Annotated in this window: 18 protein-coding genes; 5 read left to right on the top strand and 13 right to left on the bottom strand. The window is 55.7% G+C overall.

All coding sequences use genetic code 11. The features are described from left to right. Nucleotides 1–9 precede the first annotated feature (9 nt). From ACAty_RS16220 to recD2, 3 genes are all read left to right on the top strand, one after another. Nucleotides 10–342 carry a hypothetical protein gene (locus ACAty_RS16220; RefSeq protein ID WP_193787405.1) on the top strand — a complete coding sequence of 111 codons (333 nt, stop codon included), beginning with the start codon at nt 10–12 and terminating at the stop codon, nt 340–342. Between the two features lie 89 nt (nt 343–431). Further along, nucleotides 432–827 carry a hypothetical protein gene (locus tag ACAty_RS07860; RefSeq protein WP_038471882.1) on the top strand — a complete coding sequence of 132 codons (396 nt, stop codon included), beginning with the start codon at nt 432–434 and terminating at the stop codon, nt 825–827. Beyond that, a complete protein-coding gene (recD2, locus tag ACAty_RS07855) occupies nt 824–3,007 on the top strand; it encodes an SF1B family DNA helicase RecD2 (protein ID WP_038471879.1) in 2,184 nt (727 codons plus the stop codon). Before ACAty_RS07860 ends, recD2 begins: the two co-directional genes overlap by 4 nt. A gap of 166 nt (nt 3,008–3,173) precedes the next feature. Here recD2 and ACAty_RS15835 read toward each other — a convergent pair whose 3' ends face one another. The 3 genes from ACAty_RS15835 to ACAty_RS07845 form a co-directional block, all read right to left on the bottom strand. Then, nucleotides 3,174–3,806, bottom strand: coding sequence for a hypothetical protein (locus tag ACAty_RS15835; protein WP_153801811.1), 633 nt, complete (start codon nt 3,804–3,806; stop codon nt 3,174–3,176). A gap of 27 nt (nt 3,807–3,833) precedes the next feature. Further along, nucleotides 3,834–4,880 carry a hypothetical protein gene (locus tag ACAty_RS07850; RefSeq protein ID WP_153801810.1) on the bottom strand — a complete coding sequence of 349 codons (1,047 nt, stop codon included), beginning with the start codon at nt 4,878–4,880 and terminating at the stop codon, nt 3,834–3,836. 259 nt (nt 4,881–5,139) lie between these two features. Further along, entirely contained in the window at nt 5,140–6,159 is a 1,020-nt protein-coding gene (locus ACAty_RS07845; protein ID WP_153801847.1) for an IS5 family transposase, read from the bottom strand. 416 nt (nt 6,160–6,575) lie between these two features. On the opposite strand from ACAty_RS07845, the gene ACAty_RS16110 reads away from it, so the two are divergent. Next, nucleotides 6,576–7,031 carry a restriction endonuclease gene (locus ACAty_RS16110; RefSeq protein WP_051620753.1) on the top strand — a complete coding sequence of 152 codons (456 nt, stop codon included), beginning with the start codon at nt 6,576–6,578 and terminating at the stop codon, nt 7,029–7,031. 453 nt (nt 7,032–7,484) lie between these two features. Here ACAty_RS16110 and ACAty_RS07835 read toward each other — a convergent pair whose 3' ends face one another. The 3 genes from ACAty_RS07835 to hypB form a co-directional block, all read right to left on the bottom strand. After that, nucleotides 7,485–8,909, bottom strand: coding sequence for an APC family permease (locus ACAty_RS07835; RefSeq protein WP_004872457.1), 1,425 nt, complete (start codon nt 8,907–8,909; stop codon nt 7,485–7,487). Nucleotides 8,910–9,186: 277 nt separating this feature from the next. Continuing rightward, complete coding sequence (locus ACAty_RS16625) at nt 9,187–9,309, bottom strand: hypothetical protein (RefSeq protein WP_264317450.1); 123 nt, start codon at nt 9,307–9,309, stop codon at nt 9,187–9,189. Between the two features lie 25 nt (nt 9,310–9,334). Then, nucleotides 9,335–9,994: a hydrogenase nickel incorporation protein HypB gene (gene hypB, locus ACAty_RS07830; RefSeq protein WP_004872456.1), complete on the bottom strand. Its 660-nt coding sequence runs from the start codon at nt 9,992–9,994 to the stop codon at nt 9,335–9,337. Between hypB and ACAty_RS16425 the strand changes: the two genes are divergently transcribed. Further along, nucleotides 9,995–10,141, top strand: coding sequence for a hypothetical protein (locus ACAty_RS16425; RefSeq protein WP_004872455.1), 147 nt, complete (start codon nt 9,995–9,997; stop codon nt 10,139–10,141). Between the two features lie 89 nt (nt 10,142–10,230). On the opposite strand, the gene ACAty_RS07825 is transcribed toward ACAty_RS16425, so the two are convergent. Genes ACAty_RS07825 through ACAty_RS15290 form a run of 7 tightly spaced genes read right to left on the bottom strand, consistent with a single transcriptional unit; the run spans nt 10,231 to nt 17,247 of the window. Next, nucleotides 10,231–10,560, bottom strand: a complete 330-nt coding sequence (locus ACAty_RS07825) for a hydrogenase maturation nickel metallochaperone HypA/HybF (protein WP_004872454.1) — start codon at nt 10,558–10,560, stop codon at nt 10,231–10,233. A gap of 13 nt (nt 10,561–10,573) precedes the next feature. Then, nucleotides 10,574–11,632, bottom strand: coding sequence for a hydrogenase expression/formation protein HypE (hypE, locus tag ACAty_RS07820; RefSeq protein WP_004872453.1), 1,059 nt, complete (start codon nt 11,630–11,632; stop codon nt 10,574–10,576). Continuing rightward, on the bottom strand, nt 11,632–12,777 hold the full coding sequence (gene hypD, locus ACAty_RS07815; RefSeq protein ID WP_004872452.1) for a hydrogenase formation protein HypD: 1,146 nt from the start codon (nt 12,775–12,777) through the stop codon (nt 11,632–11,634). Before hypD ends, hypE begins: the two co-directional genes overlap by 1 nt. A 2-nt stretch (nt 12,778–12,779) precedes the next feature. Beyond that, a complete protein-coding gene (locus ACAty_RS07810) occupies nt 12,780–13,463 on the bottom strand; it encodes a D-sedoheptulose-7-phosphate isomerase (RefSeq protein ID WP_004872451.1) in 684 nt (227 codons plus the stop codon). A 9-nt stretch (nt 13,464–13,472) separates the two neighbouring features. Beyond that, nucleotides 13,473–13,766, bottom strand: coding sequence for a HypC/HybG/HupF family hydrogenase formation chaperone (locus tag ACAty_RS15295; protein ID WP_004872450.1), 294 nt, complete (start codon nt 13,764–13,766; stop codon nt 13,473–13,475). After that, the gene (hypF, locus tag ACAty_RS07805) at nt 13,757–16,168 is read right to left on the bottom strand and encodes a carbamoyltransferase HypF (RefSeq protein WP_004872449.1); all 2,412 of its coding nucleotides are present in this window, start codon (nt 16,166–16,168) and stop codon (nt 13,757–13,759) included. Before hypF ends, ACAty_RS15295 begins: the two co-directional genes overlap by 10 nt. Further along, nucleotides 16,165–17,247, bottom strand: coding sequence for an NHL repeat-containing protein (locus ACAty_RS15290; protein ID WP_226824490.1), 1,083 nt, complete (start codon nt 17,245–17,247; stop codon nt 16,165–16,167). The genes hypF and ACAty_RS15290 overlap by 4 nt, the downstream gene beginning before the upstream one ends. Between the last annotated feature and the right edge of the window lie 59 nt (nt 17,248–17,306).

Genomic DNA, 17,306 nt, shown 5'->3' with positions numbered 1-17,306 from the left:
GACACAGCTATGTTCATTTCTCATCGAGCCGACGATCGGAAACACAACCCTGGGGCCTATGCCCTACGCGCTGCGTTTGTCGCTCTGGGCGTGATCGCCTTGGCGGGTTGTGCCAAGAAAGAGAGCACACCGACCACGAGTTCCACGAGCAGTACCGCATCGGCGGCGGTATCGAAGACGACCAGCAGTGCCAAAGCGGTCAAGAGCGCTGCCAAGACCACCTCCACGGCGGTCACCGAGTCGGCGGCCCAGGCCACCAAGTCCGCAGCGGCCACCACGTCGGCGAAGGCCACCTCCGCCACGAGCAGCGCGCATTCGGCATCCAAGAAAGACGCCGACTGAGCCGGCTCCGCGGAAATCCACCACCAAAGACCACGGTTCCCAGAGGAGAATGTGGTCTTTGGTAGAATCCGTCAGGTCACAAGAGCGATATGCTCCGCACGCAGGGCAACGCGCACTACCGGTTTCTGGATTTCCAGGACGCCGAGCCGGGGGATCGCTTTTGCCGCGTCCGCCATACGCCCTACGGGAACCGAGTTTGTGCTCTGGAGATGGCAGAGGTGATAGCCATCGATGCCAAGCGGGTGTACTGCCAGCTCGCGGGACGAAAAAAGCGCTGGTCGTTCCGTAAAACGGCTGAGCAACCCGACTGCTATGTGGAGGAAGATCCCCTGTTTCAGAGTATCGCCCTGCGGTTTCGGCAGACCGAGCGGGTAGAGCGGATAAAGGGCTGGATCCAGAAAGCGCCGGTCGAGGCCTTCGATGATCGGGTATGTGCCGCCATCGAGGATTGGCACAGGGGCCGGGAGTCTCCGGAAAGCGAGTGACCAAGCCGCGCGCTCCGCAAACGGATGCTCCCCATGAATTGCTCGGTGGATTGATCGAGCGGGTCACCTTCCACAACGAGGGTAATGGATTCTGCGTACTGCGGGTCAAAGCCCGCGGCCATCGGGAACTGGTCACGGTGGTCGGGCATGCCGCTGCGGTCACCGCAGGGGAATGGATCACCGCCTCGGGCATCTGGGTCACCGATCGGGACCATGGCCAGCAATTCAAAGCGGCCTTTCTGAAAACCTCTGCGCCGACCAGCCTGGAGGGGATCGAGAAGTATCTGGGTTCGGGCATGATCCGCGGAATTGGCCCGGTCTACGCCAAAAAACTGGTAAGAGCCTTTGGCGACCAGGTCTTCACCGTCATCGAAGAGCAGCCAGAGCGGTTGGCCGAGGTAGAGGGCATCGGCCCCATCCGCCGGGAGCGTATGGTCAGCGCCTGGGCGGACCAAAAGGTCATTCGCGAGATCATGCTCTTTCTGCATACCCACGGGGTGGGTACCGCTCGGGCGGTCCGCATCTTCAAGACCTATGGCACCGATGCGGTGCGGGTCATGACCGAAAATCCCTATCGGCTGGCCCGGGATATTCACGGAATTGGATTCCGAACGGCTGACGAGATTGCCAGAAAAATGGGCATCGAACGCGATGCCCCGATACGGGTCCGGGCGGGCATTTCCTATGCCCTGATGGAGGCGCGGGATGAGGGCCACTGCGGATTGCCCCGGGAAGCACTCATTCCACTTGCCGAAAAGCTATTGGAAGTCTCGACGACGGCCATCGAAAGCGCCATTCAGGAAGAATTGCTGGATGGGGCAATCGTCGCCGATCGGGTGCAGGACGCGGAATGCGTTTTTCTCGCTTCGCTGTACCGGAACGAGCAGGGGATAGCCGAGCTCCTGCACCAACTCCGTACCGGTTCGGCCCCCTGGGCAGGTATTGCCGCGGATGCGGCTATTGGTTGGGTGCAAAATCGTTTGGGCATTGCGCTCGCGGAGAGCCAGCAATCCGCCATCCGCATGGTACTCCGGGAAAAGGTGGCCCTCATTACCGGTGGCCCTGGGGTGGGAAAGACTACCCTCGTCAATGCCATCCTGCATATTCTCGACGCCAAGCGACTGCGCATTGCCCTGGCCGCACCGACTGGGCGTGCAGCCAAGCGCATGAGCGAAACCACCGGCAAAGAAGCCAAGACGATCCACCGGCTCCTGGAGATCAATCCCCAGGGAGGGGGATTCAAGCGTAAGGAGGATTATCCCCTCGATATCGATCTGCTGGTTCTGGACGAATGCTCCATGATCGACGTACCGCTGATGCACGCCATCCTCAGGGCTCTACCCCGAAGCGCAGGGCTCTTGATGGTCGGTGACCCCGATCAATTGCCTTCGGTGGGGCCTGGTCAAGTACTCGCCGATCTCATTGCGGCCAAAACCATCCCCGAGGTCCATCTGACGGAAGTCTTTCGCCAGGCCGCGCAAAGCCGAATTATCCAGGCAGCCCATCGGATCAACGCCGGCTACATACCGGACCTGAGCAAGCCGGAGGGGCAGAGCGATTTCTACTTCATCGCCGCGGACGATCCAGCCGAGGCCTCCGACAAGCTCGTCAAGCTGGTCACCACCCATATCCCTTGCCGCTTCGGCCTAGACCCCGTGCAGGACATCCAGGTGCTGTGCCCCATGAATCGCGGTGCACTCGGAGCTCGGGCGCTCAACGATGCGCTGCAATCTGCCCTCAACGGCGACAGCACGCCCGTTGTCGAAAAGTTTGGCCGTCGCTTCGCACCAAGGGACAAGGTCATGCAGATCCAGAACGACTACGAGAAGGAGGTATTCAACGGTGACATTGGCACTGTGCAGGACGTGGATATCGAGGAGGGCGCCCTGACCGTAGATTTCGAAGGTCGGATCGTCAGCTATGGATTTGGCGAATTGGACCTGCTCCAGCCCGCCTATGCGATCACCGTTCACAAAAGCCAAGGTTCGGAGTACCCTGCCGTGGTGATCCCCATGAGCACGCAGCATTACCCCATGCTGCAGCGCAATCTGCTCTACACGGCGGTGACGCGGGGCAAGGCCCTGGTCGTGCTCCTGGGGCAGAAGAAAGCCGTGGCCATGGCCGCCCGGAATGGGTCCGGGCGACGGCGGTGGTCAAAGTTGTGGGAATGGATGCGGTAGTCGGGAGGGGCGCGATGGTCGCAAACAGACTGATTGCAGACATTCAGCAGAAGAAAGAAAATGACATCATCCGAACCAAATCAGTCATCGGCGTATTTCAACAGCATCGTTTGGCATGTCACGATTTCAGGTCATTGTTAGCCCTGAGATAGCCATAAGTTTGCTATTAAACTGATCGCGATTTACCTTCTGAAATACGCTCGTCGAGCGAGGTGAGAAGGCGAGGACCTACATCAATTGCCCATGCAGAAGCACGCGAATCAACCTCTGCGCCATGAACCGCCGCGTTAAGAATATTCACCATATCAGATAGAACTGACCTTTCCTCGGCGGTTAGAATTTTGGCCCGCGCAAGTGCTCGAAGAGCCTGTCCTACCCCCATTGCGCGACTTGACTTTAAACCGTACATTTCAGCCAGCGAAGAAAGACGCTTTTCGATTTCAATGCGCAACCCTGCAAGCGCTAAATTTGGGTCACGAGTAGCAATAGATTGAAAAGAGTATATGGCTTCCTTTTCCGATGGTGTGACTGCTAGTAATCCAGCCGATTCTGCACGCGATGCTGCTTTCAGAAGTTCATGAAATTCAATCTTCCAACCACCCGGTAACTCAAGTGACTTAACCAGCGGTGCGAGCCAAGGAAGGATGGCAATAACGATGAGAGCAAGCGTCACTGAATCAATAGTTAGTTGCGGCCAAACGATATGGGCTAGAGCGAGAAGGAGTGCACCGAAAGAAATCAGTTGACGCAATCCCTTTAAGGGCATGATCTTTAGTTTCCTGTTTGGCAATTCATCCATAGCAATTAGTTCATGCACTTTAAAGATTTAATTATGTCTGGCGATTAGACGGCGGTTTGAATCAACCATTACCGGCAGGGTATCGGATCTTACAATTGCAGCAGATGCTAGTTGCAAGAACTCGTCGCTTGTTGCCCACAAGGGACCAATGAGAGGAGTCAAATCTGACCACGCTGCCTTCCGTAACATTGCCACCAAATCTCTCGCAATCTTAGTCAAGCCGAGGGCTGTCGCAGGGAGTGAATATGTCGAGGTGACTTGTTGAACCACCTCTGAATCCATATCCCCCGGTTCTACCAATGAGGCCGAAATATCAGCCAATGCCATTAAACAGGCTATGAAGACGTATTGTGCACTATCAGCTCTATTCAGACCATAAATCAGATCTTGTCTCTTTTCGAATTTCCCCAAACTGGTAATTAAATCTCGGTATTCACCTTCGAATATGTTCGCCGACAAAAACTCTCCCTCGCTCTCCCACGCAGAGACATATGACTCGGGTATATGACCCTCCCAGTTATCTAGATGCCCAGCGCCTGCTAAAGCAGACTTTGCCTCGTCCCATTTTGATCCCTCAATGTAGATCATGTCAAATCCGAGAGGCCCCATGAAGCACTTAGATATTGAAGGCACCATAATGTGAATCTCTGTGTCACCTCCGATATAATGGTCCCAAGCTGCTAACCAATATACTCGCTTAGTGGAAGATGCGTGAGGCTGTTTTGTCAAACCAAGTGAAAGATCACTGATTCGCACAAGAGCATCCTTGACAGAATGCAATTTCTTCTGCGCCTCTAGTAGCGGAATCTCAAATGCAGGATCATGCTTGGCAGAATTGTAGGTTTTTCTAAAATCATGAAGAGCACCGATGTCTTGCTGACTGGCTTGGCCAGAAAGGCAGCCAATGAAATGCACGAAAGCGTGCCTTGGAGGTTCCTTTGGGAAAATGACTGCCTTGAAATAAAGCTCCAGTTTAGCGCCAACGGCAGACATGATTCCATTGATATCTGTTGGGCTGTATATTCGGTAGGGCAGCCTACTCAGGTCGGAAATTGCATCTTCCAGATATCTCACGATCTCATCTCCGTTAGTGTGCATTTCTCAGCCCTAGAATAAATATAAAGACCGGCATCATGGATGATTAACCATAATCAATCGTTCCAACCTATCCATGTTCATGTGTAATAGGGGAAACAACGGGAAGCTCGATTAACCCCCAAAAACACAACCGACTGGCACGGCGAAGCTCTCTCTGGCTCAAATCCGTCGGTTTTGAGCTGATATTTCCCTCTATTGTGGGCTTTTTAGCCCTATTTCCTGCCGCTCGGACAGACTACGCCCCCAAAAAGGCCAAACGACGCATGTTGTAGACAATGACCATCATGCCCATGGCGAAGGTGGCGCGGGCCTGACCGATGGTGCGGATTTTCTTCCCGCCCCACTGGGTGATGGCAGCAAAGACATGTTCCACCCGCGCCCGCACCTTGGCAATGCGCTGGTTCCGCCGCTCCTGACAGGCCGAGAGAGGCTTGCCGGGCTTTGCCTTGCGCTGGATCTGCGGGCGATAGCCTTGCTCCCGAAGGCGTTCCTCTCGTTCGGCCCCAACATACCCTTTGTCGGCATAGATCTCGGCACTGGTATTCCACTCGTCGAGCGCTGCTTCCAAGTGCTGGGAATCATGGACCTTGGCGGTATCGGCAATCCAGGTCCGAACGAACTTGTGCTTGCGATCCACGCTCACGGTGAATTTGTAGCCGTGGTGCGATTTGCCGTGCTTTTTGGTCCAGCTGGCATCTACGTCCTTCTGCCGCCGCTTGGTGGGCTTCCAGTCCGCAGGGACCGCGTCTTGTTCTAGCAGCGTCTTCTCCTCTTTCGTGAAATGCTGCTTGGGTGCCGGTACCAGAGTGGCATCCACGATCTGTCCCGCACGAGCCTCCAGCCCATGGGCACGAATCTGTCGGTCCAGATCGTTGAATAGAGCCGTAACCCCATCTACCCCGATCCGGTTTTCAAAGCTCCAGATGGTCGTGCGATCGGGGATGTTGCGGGAGTGCTCCAGGCCACAGAAACGCCGGAAACTGCGCCGATCCAAGAGCTGAAACTCCGTCTGCTCGTCAGAGAGGCCATGCAGGCGCTTGACCACCAAGACCCGAACCATCACCTCGGTAGGATAGGGAGGACGCCCACCTTTGGGCTGCTCCGGACGGGGAGCGATCTTTTCTACCGCCTGTGCCAAAGCAGAGAAGTCGACCACCGCCTCGATCTTCTGCAAGGGGTCACCGATGGCATTCGCCTTTTGGACATGGATCTCGTCTGCCAGAAGATCGTTGTTCACCGCCGCCCGTCGCGCAATCATCCCGTCTACCCCAATGCCATCTGACTGCCCGATATTCTATCAAAAACACAGGCGCGATGGGGTTTTTCGAGGCGCCCGGACGTTCATCTACAAAGCGTTGGAGCGGTCGCGCATTCAGCACTGCCGTCCCACGAGCAAGCCGGATGTCTGGGCCTGTTCCATGTATTTCCGGGAGCTGCATCACGTCCGTGGGCATGCTCGGGTCATTGAACTCATTCGAGAGGGGCATCAATGGACGCTTTATCATCCCCATCGTCAGCGTCTCAGCAACAGCGCCTACTGAGCTATTGGCGCAGCCTGTCCCACCAGGATTGCCCCGATCCACGGCTGTATCCGGGAATGTTGGACGAACTGCGCGCTGCTCTGCGGGATGCGGTTCATTTGCTGGAAACAGAGCGTCGGCAGAAACGGTCATGCGGGCCACAGCGGTCGTGCTGAACGGTATTCTTGCCCGTGGCCGGGCCTGGGTGTCGCGCATCCAGTCCCGGCGCAGCCGCAGTCATCGCAAACGCCAGGATGCGGCCCGGCGTCGGGAGTGTAGCCTAGCCGAGATCGTCGGTGCCGATGCTGGAGAAACCTTCGCCCGGCGCATGGCGTACCTGCGTACACTCGATCCCTTGGTGTTCGAGGAATTGGTCTTGGATGCTTTCCAGAAAAAGGGCTGGATCGTGGAGCGCAACCGCCGCTATAGCGGCGATGGTGGTTTGGACGGCAAGGTGTTCATGGACAATCGCTGGCGCGGCATCCAGTGCAAGCGGTACAAGGGACCAATCCAGACGGCACATGCTCATAAATCGAACCACGGATGCAAGAGTAGCTGGATCAGCACGTGGTTATTTCTATTCCTAACTGTACATTATCATGGATAGCCTTATGAATTGGGCATTGCTCCAGCATAAGGCGCAAGGTATTGCGATCTGCATCAGATAATGAAACTGTCAGCACTAACTGCACATCTATACTGACAATATGGCAACGAGGGCCATAATCCACTATCCATCGCAAAAGCGCAGAACACGAAGGCGGATACTGGCGACGGCGCATAAATCGCGCGGTGAACTCAGTCAGACATACACCGAGTGACCAGACCAGACACGAGTCCGGCTTGGTGAGCTCTGGTACCAATATCAGTTGGCCATTACCTGCACATTTACAGGTAGGCTTTTCTCCAATCTCCACATTGCCCAAGGCATTACGCTTAACAAGCAAAGCCTGCTCGTGCAGTTTCGTGTGCGGCATAGATCTATCGTAAAGAGACCAGGACGTCGGTGGCGCTGCAAGGCCAAGTCACTTGGCCAATATTATTCCTATCAGACAAGGAGTTACTCCCTTACCAAAGCGGGGCCAACAGCCGCTATGTTATCCAGCTCTTCTGGAGTAAAGCAGTGTGTCGATCTTGCTTTTCCGCGCCACTTCAGCCAAAGCACATAGACTACGCCCAAGGCAAGCAGGATGAGAACGGTCTGGTCAATGCCTGCGGCAACATATTTTGGACCGCATATCAAAAACAAGACTTCTACTGCCGTCAGGCTTGTTACGACGCACACAGCCGCGACAAACAGACCAAGATGATGATGTGCTTTCACTTGGCGATGGACGGCATCATGTTTGCGGATGAGGAACACGAGCATATTGATGCCATCCAACAAGAATTCTCCGACCAGAAAGAAACCTGCGGCACTGAGCACCAAACTAAACAGATCGCGTGTACTGGGGAAGAACATCTGCAGCGCCACAACGATCATGGAGAGCCCCATTGGCAGCACTACTGGCCAACGAGGAACCCCAAATCTGTTCAAGCCTGCCATCCAATTGGGCATGACGCCATCCCGCCCCATGGCATACAAAGCGCGGGACAGGATGAAGGTCGTGAGCCAGAGACTCCCAGCCGTCGAGCAGATGATGGCAATGCGGAAGTATGGAAGCAATCCCGGAGCAACCGTGCCGGCCCAGAGGCTCAAGGTGTCCGACGTAGTGGACAGCCTATCCAGGGGAAGCTGATGCAGGAGCAAGGGCCAGATCAGCAGGTAGTACGCCACTACGGACACCGCACCGATGATCCCTCCCCAGCCAGGGGTAATGCGTGGCTTTTTTGCTTCTTCAGAGGCATAGGAGTCTATTTCCCAGCCATCTACTATGGTAGCCGCTACTACCATACAGACGATAATCCCTCCCCAATTGAGGTGACTGAATGAGAAGTCTGCGGCACCGACGGCAGCTGGTCCCCAATGCGCGTAGCCGATCACGGCCATGAACCCCACCGACAGGACTTCTATCACCAGAAAGATTTGCGTCACGCGGGCCGTCATTCGCGCTCCAAACAAGAGCACAATCAGAGCAAATACTGCCCAGAATATGGCACCCAGGATCTGCAGCAGATTACCAGGATGAGGAATGCCTAAGGCCCTGTAGGTAAATTGAGCAGCGGGTATGAGAATGGGAGGTATGGACCAAAAGTAGGCGAGGATGATGATCCAGGCCTGGAAATTGGAGAAATCGATACCAATAATGCGCCTCGACCAGTGGTATGAGGCGCCGGCATTCGGGAAATGCTGATTCAGGGACAGGAAGATCCAGGAGCAGAGAATGAATGGGATGGCAATCAAAACAATGGCGAGCGGAACTGCAGCACCTGCAGCTTGGGCCATCACCGAACCAGCGGCGGCGACGCTGAATATAGGAGCGACACTCGACACGGACAAGGTTCCCAAGTCGAAAAGTTGAAAAAAACGGTGCAAACTACTCATGGTCAACTCTCCAAATGAACACGCGTTGTGTGATGCCGCTCGCTTTAAGATTGAATCTATCTAACAGTCATGGGTATTGCAGCCCCACCCTTGATGATGAAAAATGATCCTGACCATCGGCGTTGCCAGTCGTTAGAGGCACCATAACCGGGCGGTGCTTGGCTTCTGCGGGTCTATGGTCGATCTCTCTCTTCTCTTTGCAAGCCTCTGGTGAGGTCTGCAGGGTAAGTGTGCCCAGCGTTCTGCAGTTTTTCCACATTAAGGTTTTGCCCACTGCCTAGACCATGGCCGACTCTGCCGCCGTCACGCTGAAGATCGGCCCCACGCTGGAGATGGACAATCTGGACAAATCAACGAGCTGAAGTGTGTTGTGCAACGTCTGACGGGCGTCCGCGAGCATGACCGCCTCCTGGACACAAGGTGGCTCAGGAACCCGCCAACGCTTTTTCACGATGCGCGCGCAACCAGGAAAACCAGGGCTCCAGACCCGCTCCCGTGGCGGCGGAGATCTGCAGCACCTCGGCATGATGCGCGACTTCGTGCAAGTAACCGAGGCAACGTTCCAGATCGAAGGAGAGGTAGGGCAACAGATCAATCTTGTTGATCAGAATCAGGTCGGCGCCGTGAAACATGTGGGGGTACTTTGCTGGCTTGTCTTCGCCCTCAGTGACCGCGAGGATAACCACCCGTGCCGCCTCACCGAGATCAAAGAGGGCCGGGCATACCAGGTTTCCCACGTTCTCGATGAAGACGATGGAGCCGGCGGCCGGGTCGATTTCCTGCAGTCCCTGCGCCACCATATCCGCCTCCAGATGACAGCCCTGGCCGGTATTGATCTGCACGACGTTACAACCCGCCTTGCGTATGCGTTCCGCATCGTGGAAAGTTTCCTGATCACCCTCCACCACTGCCAGGGGGAACTCGTCCGCGAGTTCCCCCAGAGTCTTTTCCAGCAGGGTCGTCTTCCCGGCTCCCGGTGAACTCATGAGATTCAGGGCAAACACGCCACGTCCTGCCAGCCAGCCGCGATTGCGTTCTGCAAGGCGATCATTCTTATCTAGAATCCGCGCCTCCAGGGATACCACGTGGGCATCCCCGTCCCCCGGTACATGGGGGTGGGCGTTGAGATGGGAGCCCGCGCCGCCATGGGCATGCGAATGCACACCATGGTTATGCTCCGCTTCGTCGCCATACCGGTGCTCATGGGCATATCCGAGCACATCGCCCGATGATCCCGAGGTATCGACAACCGCAACTCCCGAAACATCCAGGTGCGTTATCCGCGTTTGTGCTCCATCGGAGCATCCACAGGTTTTACACATCACTGCACCTCCATATCCTTGATGTTGAGTTCCTTGCCGGCCACGCAGATCAGGTCGCCCGCGCCACACGGACAATGCTCGAATACCTGCCGGAGAGGGACACGTTTGCCACAGGACCGGCATTCACCCTCACCGGGAATCTCCAATACCTCAAGGTCGGCGCCCTCCAGCGGCGTGCCCTGGCTGCACACGTCGAAGCAGAAGCGGATGGCGTCCGGCACCACCCCCGATAACAACCCCACTTCCAGCCGTACCCTGGTCACCTTGCGACCATGGGCCTGCTCACTGCAGATGGAGACAATATTGCGGGTGATCCCGAGCTCGTGCATCGCCGTCCCTCACCTAACAGATTCGCGGCAACTGTTCGCCCACCAGCATATCGACGATGCGCTCACCGCCGAAATGACTGCTCAGAACGACCCTTCCCGGCGGGTTCGGAAGCACCTCGCCGATAATCTCGGCATTGGTGCCTTCCGGGCAAGCTCGCAGTGCCTCCAGGGCAGCCCCGGCCTCTTCCGCAGGCACCACCGCAAGGAGTTTACCTTCGTTGGCCAGATAAAGGGGATCCAGGCCCAGCACTTCGCAGATGCCTCTAACCGCGGGACGGACCGGAATACTATCCTCCACGATGCGCATACCCACGCCCGCCCCCTGGGCAAACTCGTTGAGTACCGTAGCCAGCCCGCCACGGGTCACATCGCGGATGCAGCGGGTACCCGGTGCCGCCGCTAGCAGTGCGGCGATAATCCTATGCAACGGCTGGCAATCGCTCTGCACATCGGCGTCCAGCGCCAGATCACCGCGCGCCTTCAAAATGGCGGCGCCATGATCCCCGAGGTGGCCGTTCAACAGCAGTTGGTCACCCGGTCGGATCCGGGCAATCTCCAGATTGACGTCCTTCGGGATAATTCCAATGCCGGCGGTGTTGATGAACAGCTTGTCCGCGCTGCCCCGCGGTACCACCTTAGTATCCCCCGTGACGATCCTAACCCCTGCGGCCTGTGCCGCTCGCGCCATGCTGCACATCATCTTCTCCAGAATGGCGAAGGGCAGCCCCTCTTCCAGGATCAGGGAGCAACTCAGCACGGTGGGCCGTGCGCCGCCCACCGCCAGATCGTTTACGGTACCGTTGATGGCCAAGGTGCCGATGTCGCCGCCCGGAAAGCTGAGAGGATCGACGACGTAGGAATCCGTGGTAAAGGCGATCCGGCCACCGTTCCCGACGATTTCCGGCACATCGATGCGGGCCTGATCCTCCAGCGGCGTGGTGCTGGAGGCGCCCAGGGCGGGCAGAATCAATCCTTCGATCAGATCCCGCATGGCTTTGCCACCACTGCCATGGGAAAGGTTGACTGCATCACCATGGGGTCTTTTGACGCGAGGTTGCGGATTTGCAGCCATCAGAACACCTCCTCTGTGGCAGCGGGGATCTCTGCCGATATTTTTCCGTAATTGAAATAGGCGGCACACGCCCCTTCCGAGGAAACCATCAAAGAGCCCAGCGGCGTTTCGGGCGTGCAGGCTCTACCAAAGACTTTGCACTCCCAGGGTTTTATAACCCCTTTGAGCACCTCTCCACACTGACACGCCTTGGGGTCAGCAATGGACAGATTGGGTACGGCAAAGCGGCGCTCAGCGTCGTAGCCTGCAAAGCAATCGCGGATCCTGACCCCGGAGTGATCGATGGAACCGAGCCCCCGCCACTCGAAGTACTCGCGAATCTCGAACACCTGCTGGATCGCGTCGAGCGCCTGGATATTACCGGCTTCGGGAACGATCCGCGCGTACTGGTTTTCCACCACGCAGCGCCGCTCGGCCAGTTGTTTCAGCAGCATCCACAGGGACTGCAGAATATCCAGAGGCTCGAACCCGGCGATCACCACGGGTTTATGGTAATGTCCGGCGATAAAGTGATAGGGGTGGGTACCGATCACCATGCTGACATGGCCGGGGCCCAGGAAGCCGTCCAGCTCCATATCGGAGGAGTCGAGAATGGCCTTGATGGTGGGCAGCGTCGTGATGTGATTGCAGAATACGGAAAAATTGGCCACCCGCTGGCGTTCTGCGGCGAGAATGGTCAGCGCCGTCGCCGGCATGGTCGTTTCAAAACCGAGACCGAAAAACACCACTTCCCGGTCCGGGTTATCTCTGGCGATGGCCAGCGCATCCAGCGGCGAATAGACCATCCGCACATCAGCGCCCGTGGCCTTGGCCTGCAGCAGGCTCTTGCGCGAGCCGGGAACCCGCATGGCGTCGCCAAAGGTGGTGAATATCACCCCCGGACACTCGGCAATGGCCACACAGTCATCTACCCGTCCCATGGGCAGCACGCAGACCGGGCAACCCGGCCCATGTACCAATTCCACGGATTCCGGCAACATTTGTTCTATGCCATATTTAAAAATAGTATGCGTGTGTCCACCACAAAATTCCATGAGTTGTAGCGGCCTGTTTCGTGCTTGGGGAACATGCTGAACGAGACGATGGATGTCTTCCACAAGAATGGATGCTTTTTTCGGGTCCCGAAACTCGTCGACATAGCGCATGTTCATATCTCCTTATCTAGTTTTCCGCGATGATCCGCCAACAGGGTATGTACTAGATCCCACAAAATATGGTATGCCGTCACATGACTCTCTTGGATCCGGTGCACACTATCCGATGGAACAACCAAAAGGTGGTCCACCAAGCGGCTTTCGCGCATCGCTCCGCCCTCCATTCCAGCCAGACCAAAAGTACGCATACCCAGATCCCGCGCTTTCTGATAAGCGACTATCAGGTTTTTTGAATTGCCACTAGTCGAAAATCCAAAAATGGCATCTTTAGTCTGGCCTAACGCAGAAAGCTGGCGAAGAAATACGTGAGCAAATCCGATGTCATTACCTACGGCCGTAAGCATACTTTGGTCGACGGTCAGGCTATGGGCCCGCAAGGCTGGCCTACCCGTGGTTATGGGATGCATAAACTCTACGGCCAAATGATCCGCATCGCAGGAAGATCCGCCATTACCCATAGTGAAAAGAACTCCGCCTTGTGCGAACACTCCAGCCAACGCTTCGGCCATTACGACCAGTTCGGACCCGTATTGATCGAAAAACTTCTGCTTGATTGTGATACTCTCCTCTACCTTATGAGAAACCGACGCAAGCAAAGCTTCACGTTCCCGCACTGGATCTTTTTTATTTCCATATAGGAAGGGATATAGGCCGCGGATGGGCTCATCCTGGTTCATGCGATCATTCTACCTCGCCAATCCCACCGATTGACTGTCTCGTATACGATCCATCTCTATTTGGGCCTCTCCAAGTTCGGTTAATACTTCCAGGGTCAAACGAGCCTCTTCCTCACTGATCCGGCTCATCGCAAAACCGACATGGACGAGGACCCACTCGTCTATACAGCTTTCCAGCGGATGATCGTGATCGACAATACAAGCCACATTTACTTCACGTCGCACACCATTGATATCTACCTCGGCTCGTTTCTCATGTGTACTGACGATACGGGTAATTCTTCCAGGGATACCTAAACACATGATGGCGTTCTCCTTTCTGTTTGGGCGCGCTTATCAGATAAAGCGCGGGCAGCGCTGACCAATGCCTGGCCGAAAGAAAGTCCGCCATCATTGGCGGGCAGCCGAGCGGAAGCCAGGACCTCAAAACCACTGTCTTGCAACTGGGTCTGCAGGAGCTCCAAGAGCGTTACGTTCTGAAATACTCCACCGCATAGCACAATTTTTCGACTGTCTGGGTTCGCACGCTGAAAGCCCTCCTCTATCCAGGAATACAACGACCGCGCTAGGCCTACGTGAAAGCGCGCAGATATCTCGGATAACTCGAGACCTCGGCGAAGATCACTAAGTAACGGCTGCCATAATGGGCGGGGATCAAGGCCTAAGAGCCCCCCATCGGTCACAACCGGTAATAGGTATGCTCCGTCGTCGATTTTCTCTATCATCCCCGGGGCGATAGCTGCCTCCAAAAGCATGGCTGCCTGCCCTTCAAAGCTAAGACGCTCTGGAGCTAACGAGCAGGCTGCCGCAACCGCATCGAAAAGCCGTCCCATGGAGCTACAACTTGGCGCTCGGGTTCCTTGCCGCCACATGTGCTCGTAGACGGCAAGCGGCTGTTTCTTCAACCAATCGGTAATCGCAAGATCAGGGAATTCCTCGATAAAGTTCTTTAATCCGATACTCAAAAAGATCTGAGCCAAAGTGTTGCGCCATGGTTCACGCATGGCCTGCTCACCACCAAGTAGAGCACTCGGAAGCAGACGACCTATACGTTGACAACGATGGTAATTAGCTAGAAACAACTCTCCTCCCCATAAAGCGCCGTCCAGACCATAACCCAGACCATCCAGAGCCACGGTGAGAATTAGTGGATGATCAATGGGAATAGCTCGTTCACCTAAGACGGCTGCCGCATGAGCGTGGTGATGCTGGATTTGATCCAAGGGTAAGCCCAATTCCTCAGATATCTTCTGACCCAACTGGCTAGCGTGATAGCCGGGATGTGCATCAATAGCAATTCGCTCGGGTTCATGAGCAAAGAGATCCCTATAGCGAGCCAATTGGATTTGGTATTCCTCCCATACCCGAACATCGGCGAGGTCACCCATGTGTTGTGAAAGAATGGCTTGGTCGTCCTTTATCAAACAAAAAGTGTTCTTGAGCTCAGATCCGAGCGCCAAGATCTGCGGCAGTCCGGAAAAACCTTCCGGTAGGGACAAGGGGGCGGGAGCGTATCCGCGTGCGCGGCGCAGGAGACGCAACTCACCTGCGGCGACGACTGCGACTGAATCGTCTACTCGGTTTACGATCGTCCGGTCGTGAGACAATATCCAATCTGCAATACCGTCCAACGCCTCGATGGCCTCAACTTCATCTGTGATTTGGGGCGCATCCGTCAGATTGCCGCTGGTTAAGACAATGGGACGCTCCCAGCGGCGTAACAGGAGGTGGTGCAACGGTGTGTACGGCAACATGAACCCTAGCCGACACATCCCAGGAGCAACACTGTCGGGGAGCGATAACGGCTCTCGTCTTTTGAGTAGAACTATAGGGGCCTCTTTAGAGAGCAGAGCCCGTCTATCTAACTCGCCAACCTCGGCGTAACGCGCGATGACTTCAATATCCCGAGCCATCAACGCCAGAGGTTTATGCGGACGACCTTTGCGTTCACGCAATCTGTTTACAGCACTTGCGTTCGCTGCATCACAAGCCAGATGAAAACCGCCAATCCCTTTGATAAGCACGATCTCACCAGTGCGGAGGAGATTTGCGGCGGCGTCTATATCGTCAAGGGACGTAAAGCGATCCAGACTGAAAGGCGAACCATCTTGGCGGCGCAATCTTGCTTTGGGTCCGCAAACATGACAAGCAGTAGGCTGAGCATGGAAGCGCCGATCGTCAGGGTTTTCATATTCAGATCGACAATCCTCGCACAGAGGGAATTGCGCCATAGATGTGTTCGCACGATCATAGGGGATCTTACGAAGAATAGAAAACCGAGGACCACAGTGGGTACAGTTAGTAAAGGGATACCGATAGCGCCGGTTGAAAGGATCCAAAGTCTCGCGCACGCAATCGTCGCAACTCGCCGCATCCGGTAATACACCAGTATGGATAGCTCCACGTTCACTTGCTATAATCCGAAAAGAGTCTGGCGGTTTTCCAACCACCCAGTCAGAGCATTCGAGTTTGTCTATGCGTGCAAGAGGTGGGAGAGATTCCAACAAGGACGGCAGGAAACGTTTCAGATCTTCTGCTTCACCCCAGATTCGAATAAGGACCCCCTCGCTGTCGTTAAGGATCTCTCCAGTAAGAGCTAGCTCCTGCGCCAAGCGCCAGACGGTAGGACGAAATCCCACCCCCTGCACCAGACCACGCACACGGATGCACTCACCATGCGGCTCATCAGCAAATACGGTATTCATGCTAGTCGATCCCAAAGCAGTACTCGGTTGTTACCGGAATCGGCCACAATAAGAGTGGAGCCTGCAGCCTGAATACCGTAGGGCCAACATAAACTATCGCGCTGGGGGGTCCCCCAACGATTATCACCTTTGCTACCAAAATCTGGTTGAGCAGCCAATACCGATGCCGGAGCTCCTTCTGCTATCTCATCCACGCGCCAACCTAATAGGCGACTATTCGCAGTATCCGCCACAACCAGAAGATCAGCGAAGGCGCTGATTCCGTAGGGCATATTGAAGCTGGATGCGGTTGGATAGTACTCCCCCTGATTATGCGCATCCGCTGTAGCGTCGCGCTGTCCGAGAACAAAATCCGCGGACTGTCCATTGGTAGCAGGTAGGTGGGACCAAATCAGAACACGATTGTCACCAGCGTCAGCGACAGCTAAATATGAACCGAGTCGCGTGACTGCGTGCGGCCACCGCATACTCATAGCGGAGGGAGCACCACCGGCGTTCTCGTCGCGGCAAACAAAGTCACGCTGGCCGAGCACACCGTCTGCAGCCTGGCCGTTTCTAACGGGCAATCCGTCCCACCAAAGCACCCGTCGATTCCCGGTGTCCGCGACGTAAAGGCGTTCGCCATCCCAGTGCACCCCGTATGGCCAGAACAAGGTATTCGCAGAAGGATGATTATTCCCACGATTTATCTCTGATCCCGAAAAATCGGCTTGCCCCAGGACCAAATCAGCCGGTTGCTGGGTTCTGCGCGGTGCTTCTCGCCAGATCAAAACACGATGGTTCCAAGCGTCGGCTACCGCCAAGCCCTGTCCAATACCGACTATACCCGTGGGGACATTAAGTGTAGTCACACCTACATCACTGTGCCCATTACGCCCTTCCGAAGAAAAATCGGCGTGTCCAATTATATGATCGGCACCCTGTCCATCTACCTTCGGGCACGCATTCCAACCCAAGAGGCGATGATGACCTGTATCGCATACCCAAAGAGCGCCGTCCGCTGTGACAGCCGCACCTCTGGGCCCAAAGAGGGTTTCCCGACTAGGCACAACAGCACCTACAACACCCTTCGGCTGCATTTGTTCACCGAGAATAACTCGCGCACCACTCGAGAGCAAAAAAGCCGCGCTTGCGGCAC

Source organism: Acidithiobacillus caldus ATCC 51756 (assembly GCF_000175575.2).
GTDB classification, from domain to species: Bacteria; Pseudomonadota; Gammaproteobacteria; order Acidithiobacillales; family Acidithiobacillaceae; genus Acidithiobacillus_A; species Acidithiobacillus_A caldus.
This window is presented reverse-complemented; position numbering and strand designations above follow the sequence as displayed.

Excerpts from the sequence above, each read along its gene's own strand:
- ACAty_RS16220 (WP_193787405.1), top strand. The coding sequence starts at position 10 with ATGTTCATTTCTCATCGAGCCGACGATCGGAAACACAACCCTGGGGCC.
- ACAty_RS07860 (WP_038471882.1), top strand. The coding sequence starts at position 432 with ATGCTCCGCACGCAGGGCAACGCGCACTACCGGTTTCTGGATTTCCAG.
- ACAty_RS15835 (WP_153801811.1), bottom strand. The coding sequence starts at position 3,806 with ATGGATGAATTGCCAAACAGGAAACTAAAGATCATGCCCTTAAAGGGA.
- ACAty_RS16110 (WP_051620753.1), top strand. The coding sequence starts at position 6,576 with ATGCGGGCCACAGCGGTCGTGCTGAACGGTATTCTTGCCCGTGGCCGG.
- ACAty_RS07835 (WP_004872457.1), bottom strand. The coding sequence starts at position 8,909 with ATGAGTAGTTTGCACCGTTTTTTTCAACTTTTCGACTTGGGAACCTTG.
- ACAty_RS16625 (WP_264317450.1), bottom strand. The coding sequence starts at position 9,309 with ATGCTCGCGGACGCCCGTCAGACGTTGCACAACACACTTCAGCTCGTT.
- ACAty_RS07825 (WP_004872454.1), bottom strand. The coding sequence starts at position 10,560 with ATGCACGAGCTCGGGATCACCCGCAATATTGTCTCCATCTGCAGTGAG.
- hypE (WP_004872453.1), bottom strand. The coding sequence starts at position 11,632 with ATGGCTGCAAATCCGCAACCTCGCGTCAAAAGACCCCATGGTGATGCA.
- hypD (WP_004872452.1), bottom strand. The coding sequence starts at position 12,777 with ATGCGCTATGTCGACGAGTTTCGGGACCCGAAAAAAGCATCCATTCTT.
- ACAty_RS07810 (WP_004872451.1), bottom strand. The coding sequence starts at position 13,463 with ATGAACCAGGATGAGCCCATCCGCGGCCTATATCCCTTCCTATATGGA.
- ACAty_RS15295 (WP_004872450.1), bottom strand. The coding sequence starts at position 13,766 with ATGTGTTTAGGTATCCCTGGAAGAATTACCCGTATCGTCAGTACACAT.
- hypF (WP_004872449.1), bottom strand. The coding sequence starts at position 16,168 with ATGAATACCGTATTTGCTGATGAGCCGCATGGTGAGTGCATCCGTGTG.
- ACAty_RS15290 (WP_226824490.1), bottom strand. The coding sequence starts at position 17,247 with ATGCAGCCGAAGGGTGTTGTAGGTGCTGTTGTGCCTAGTCGGGAAACC.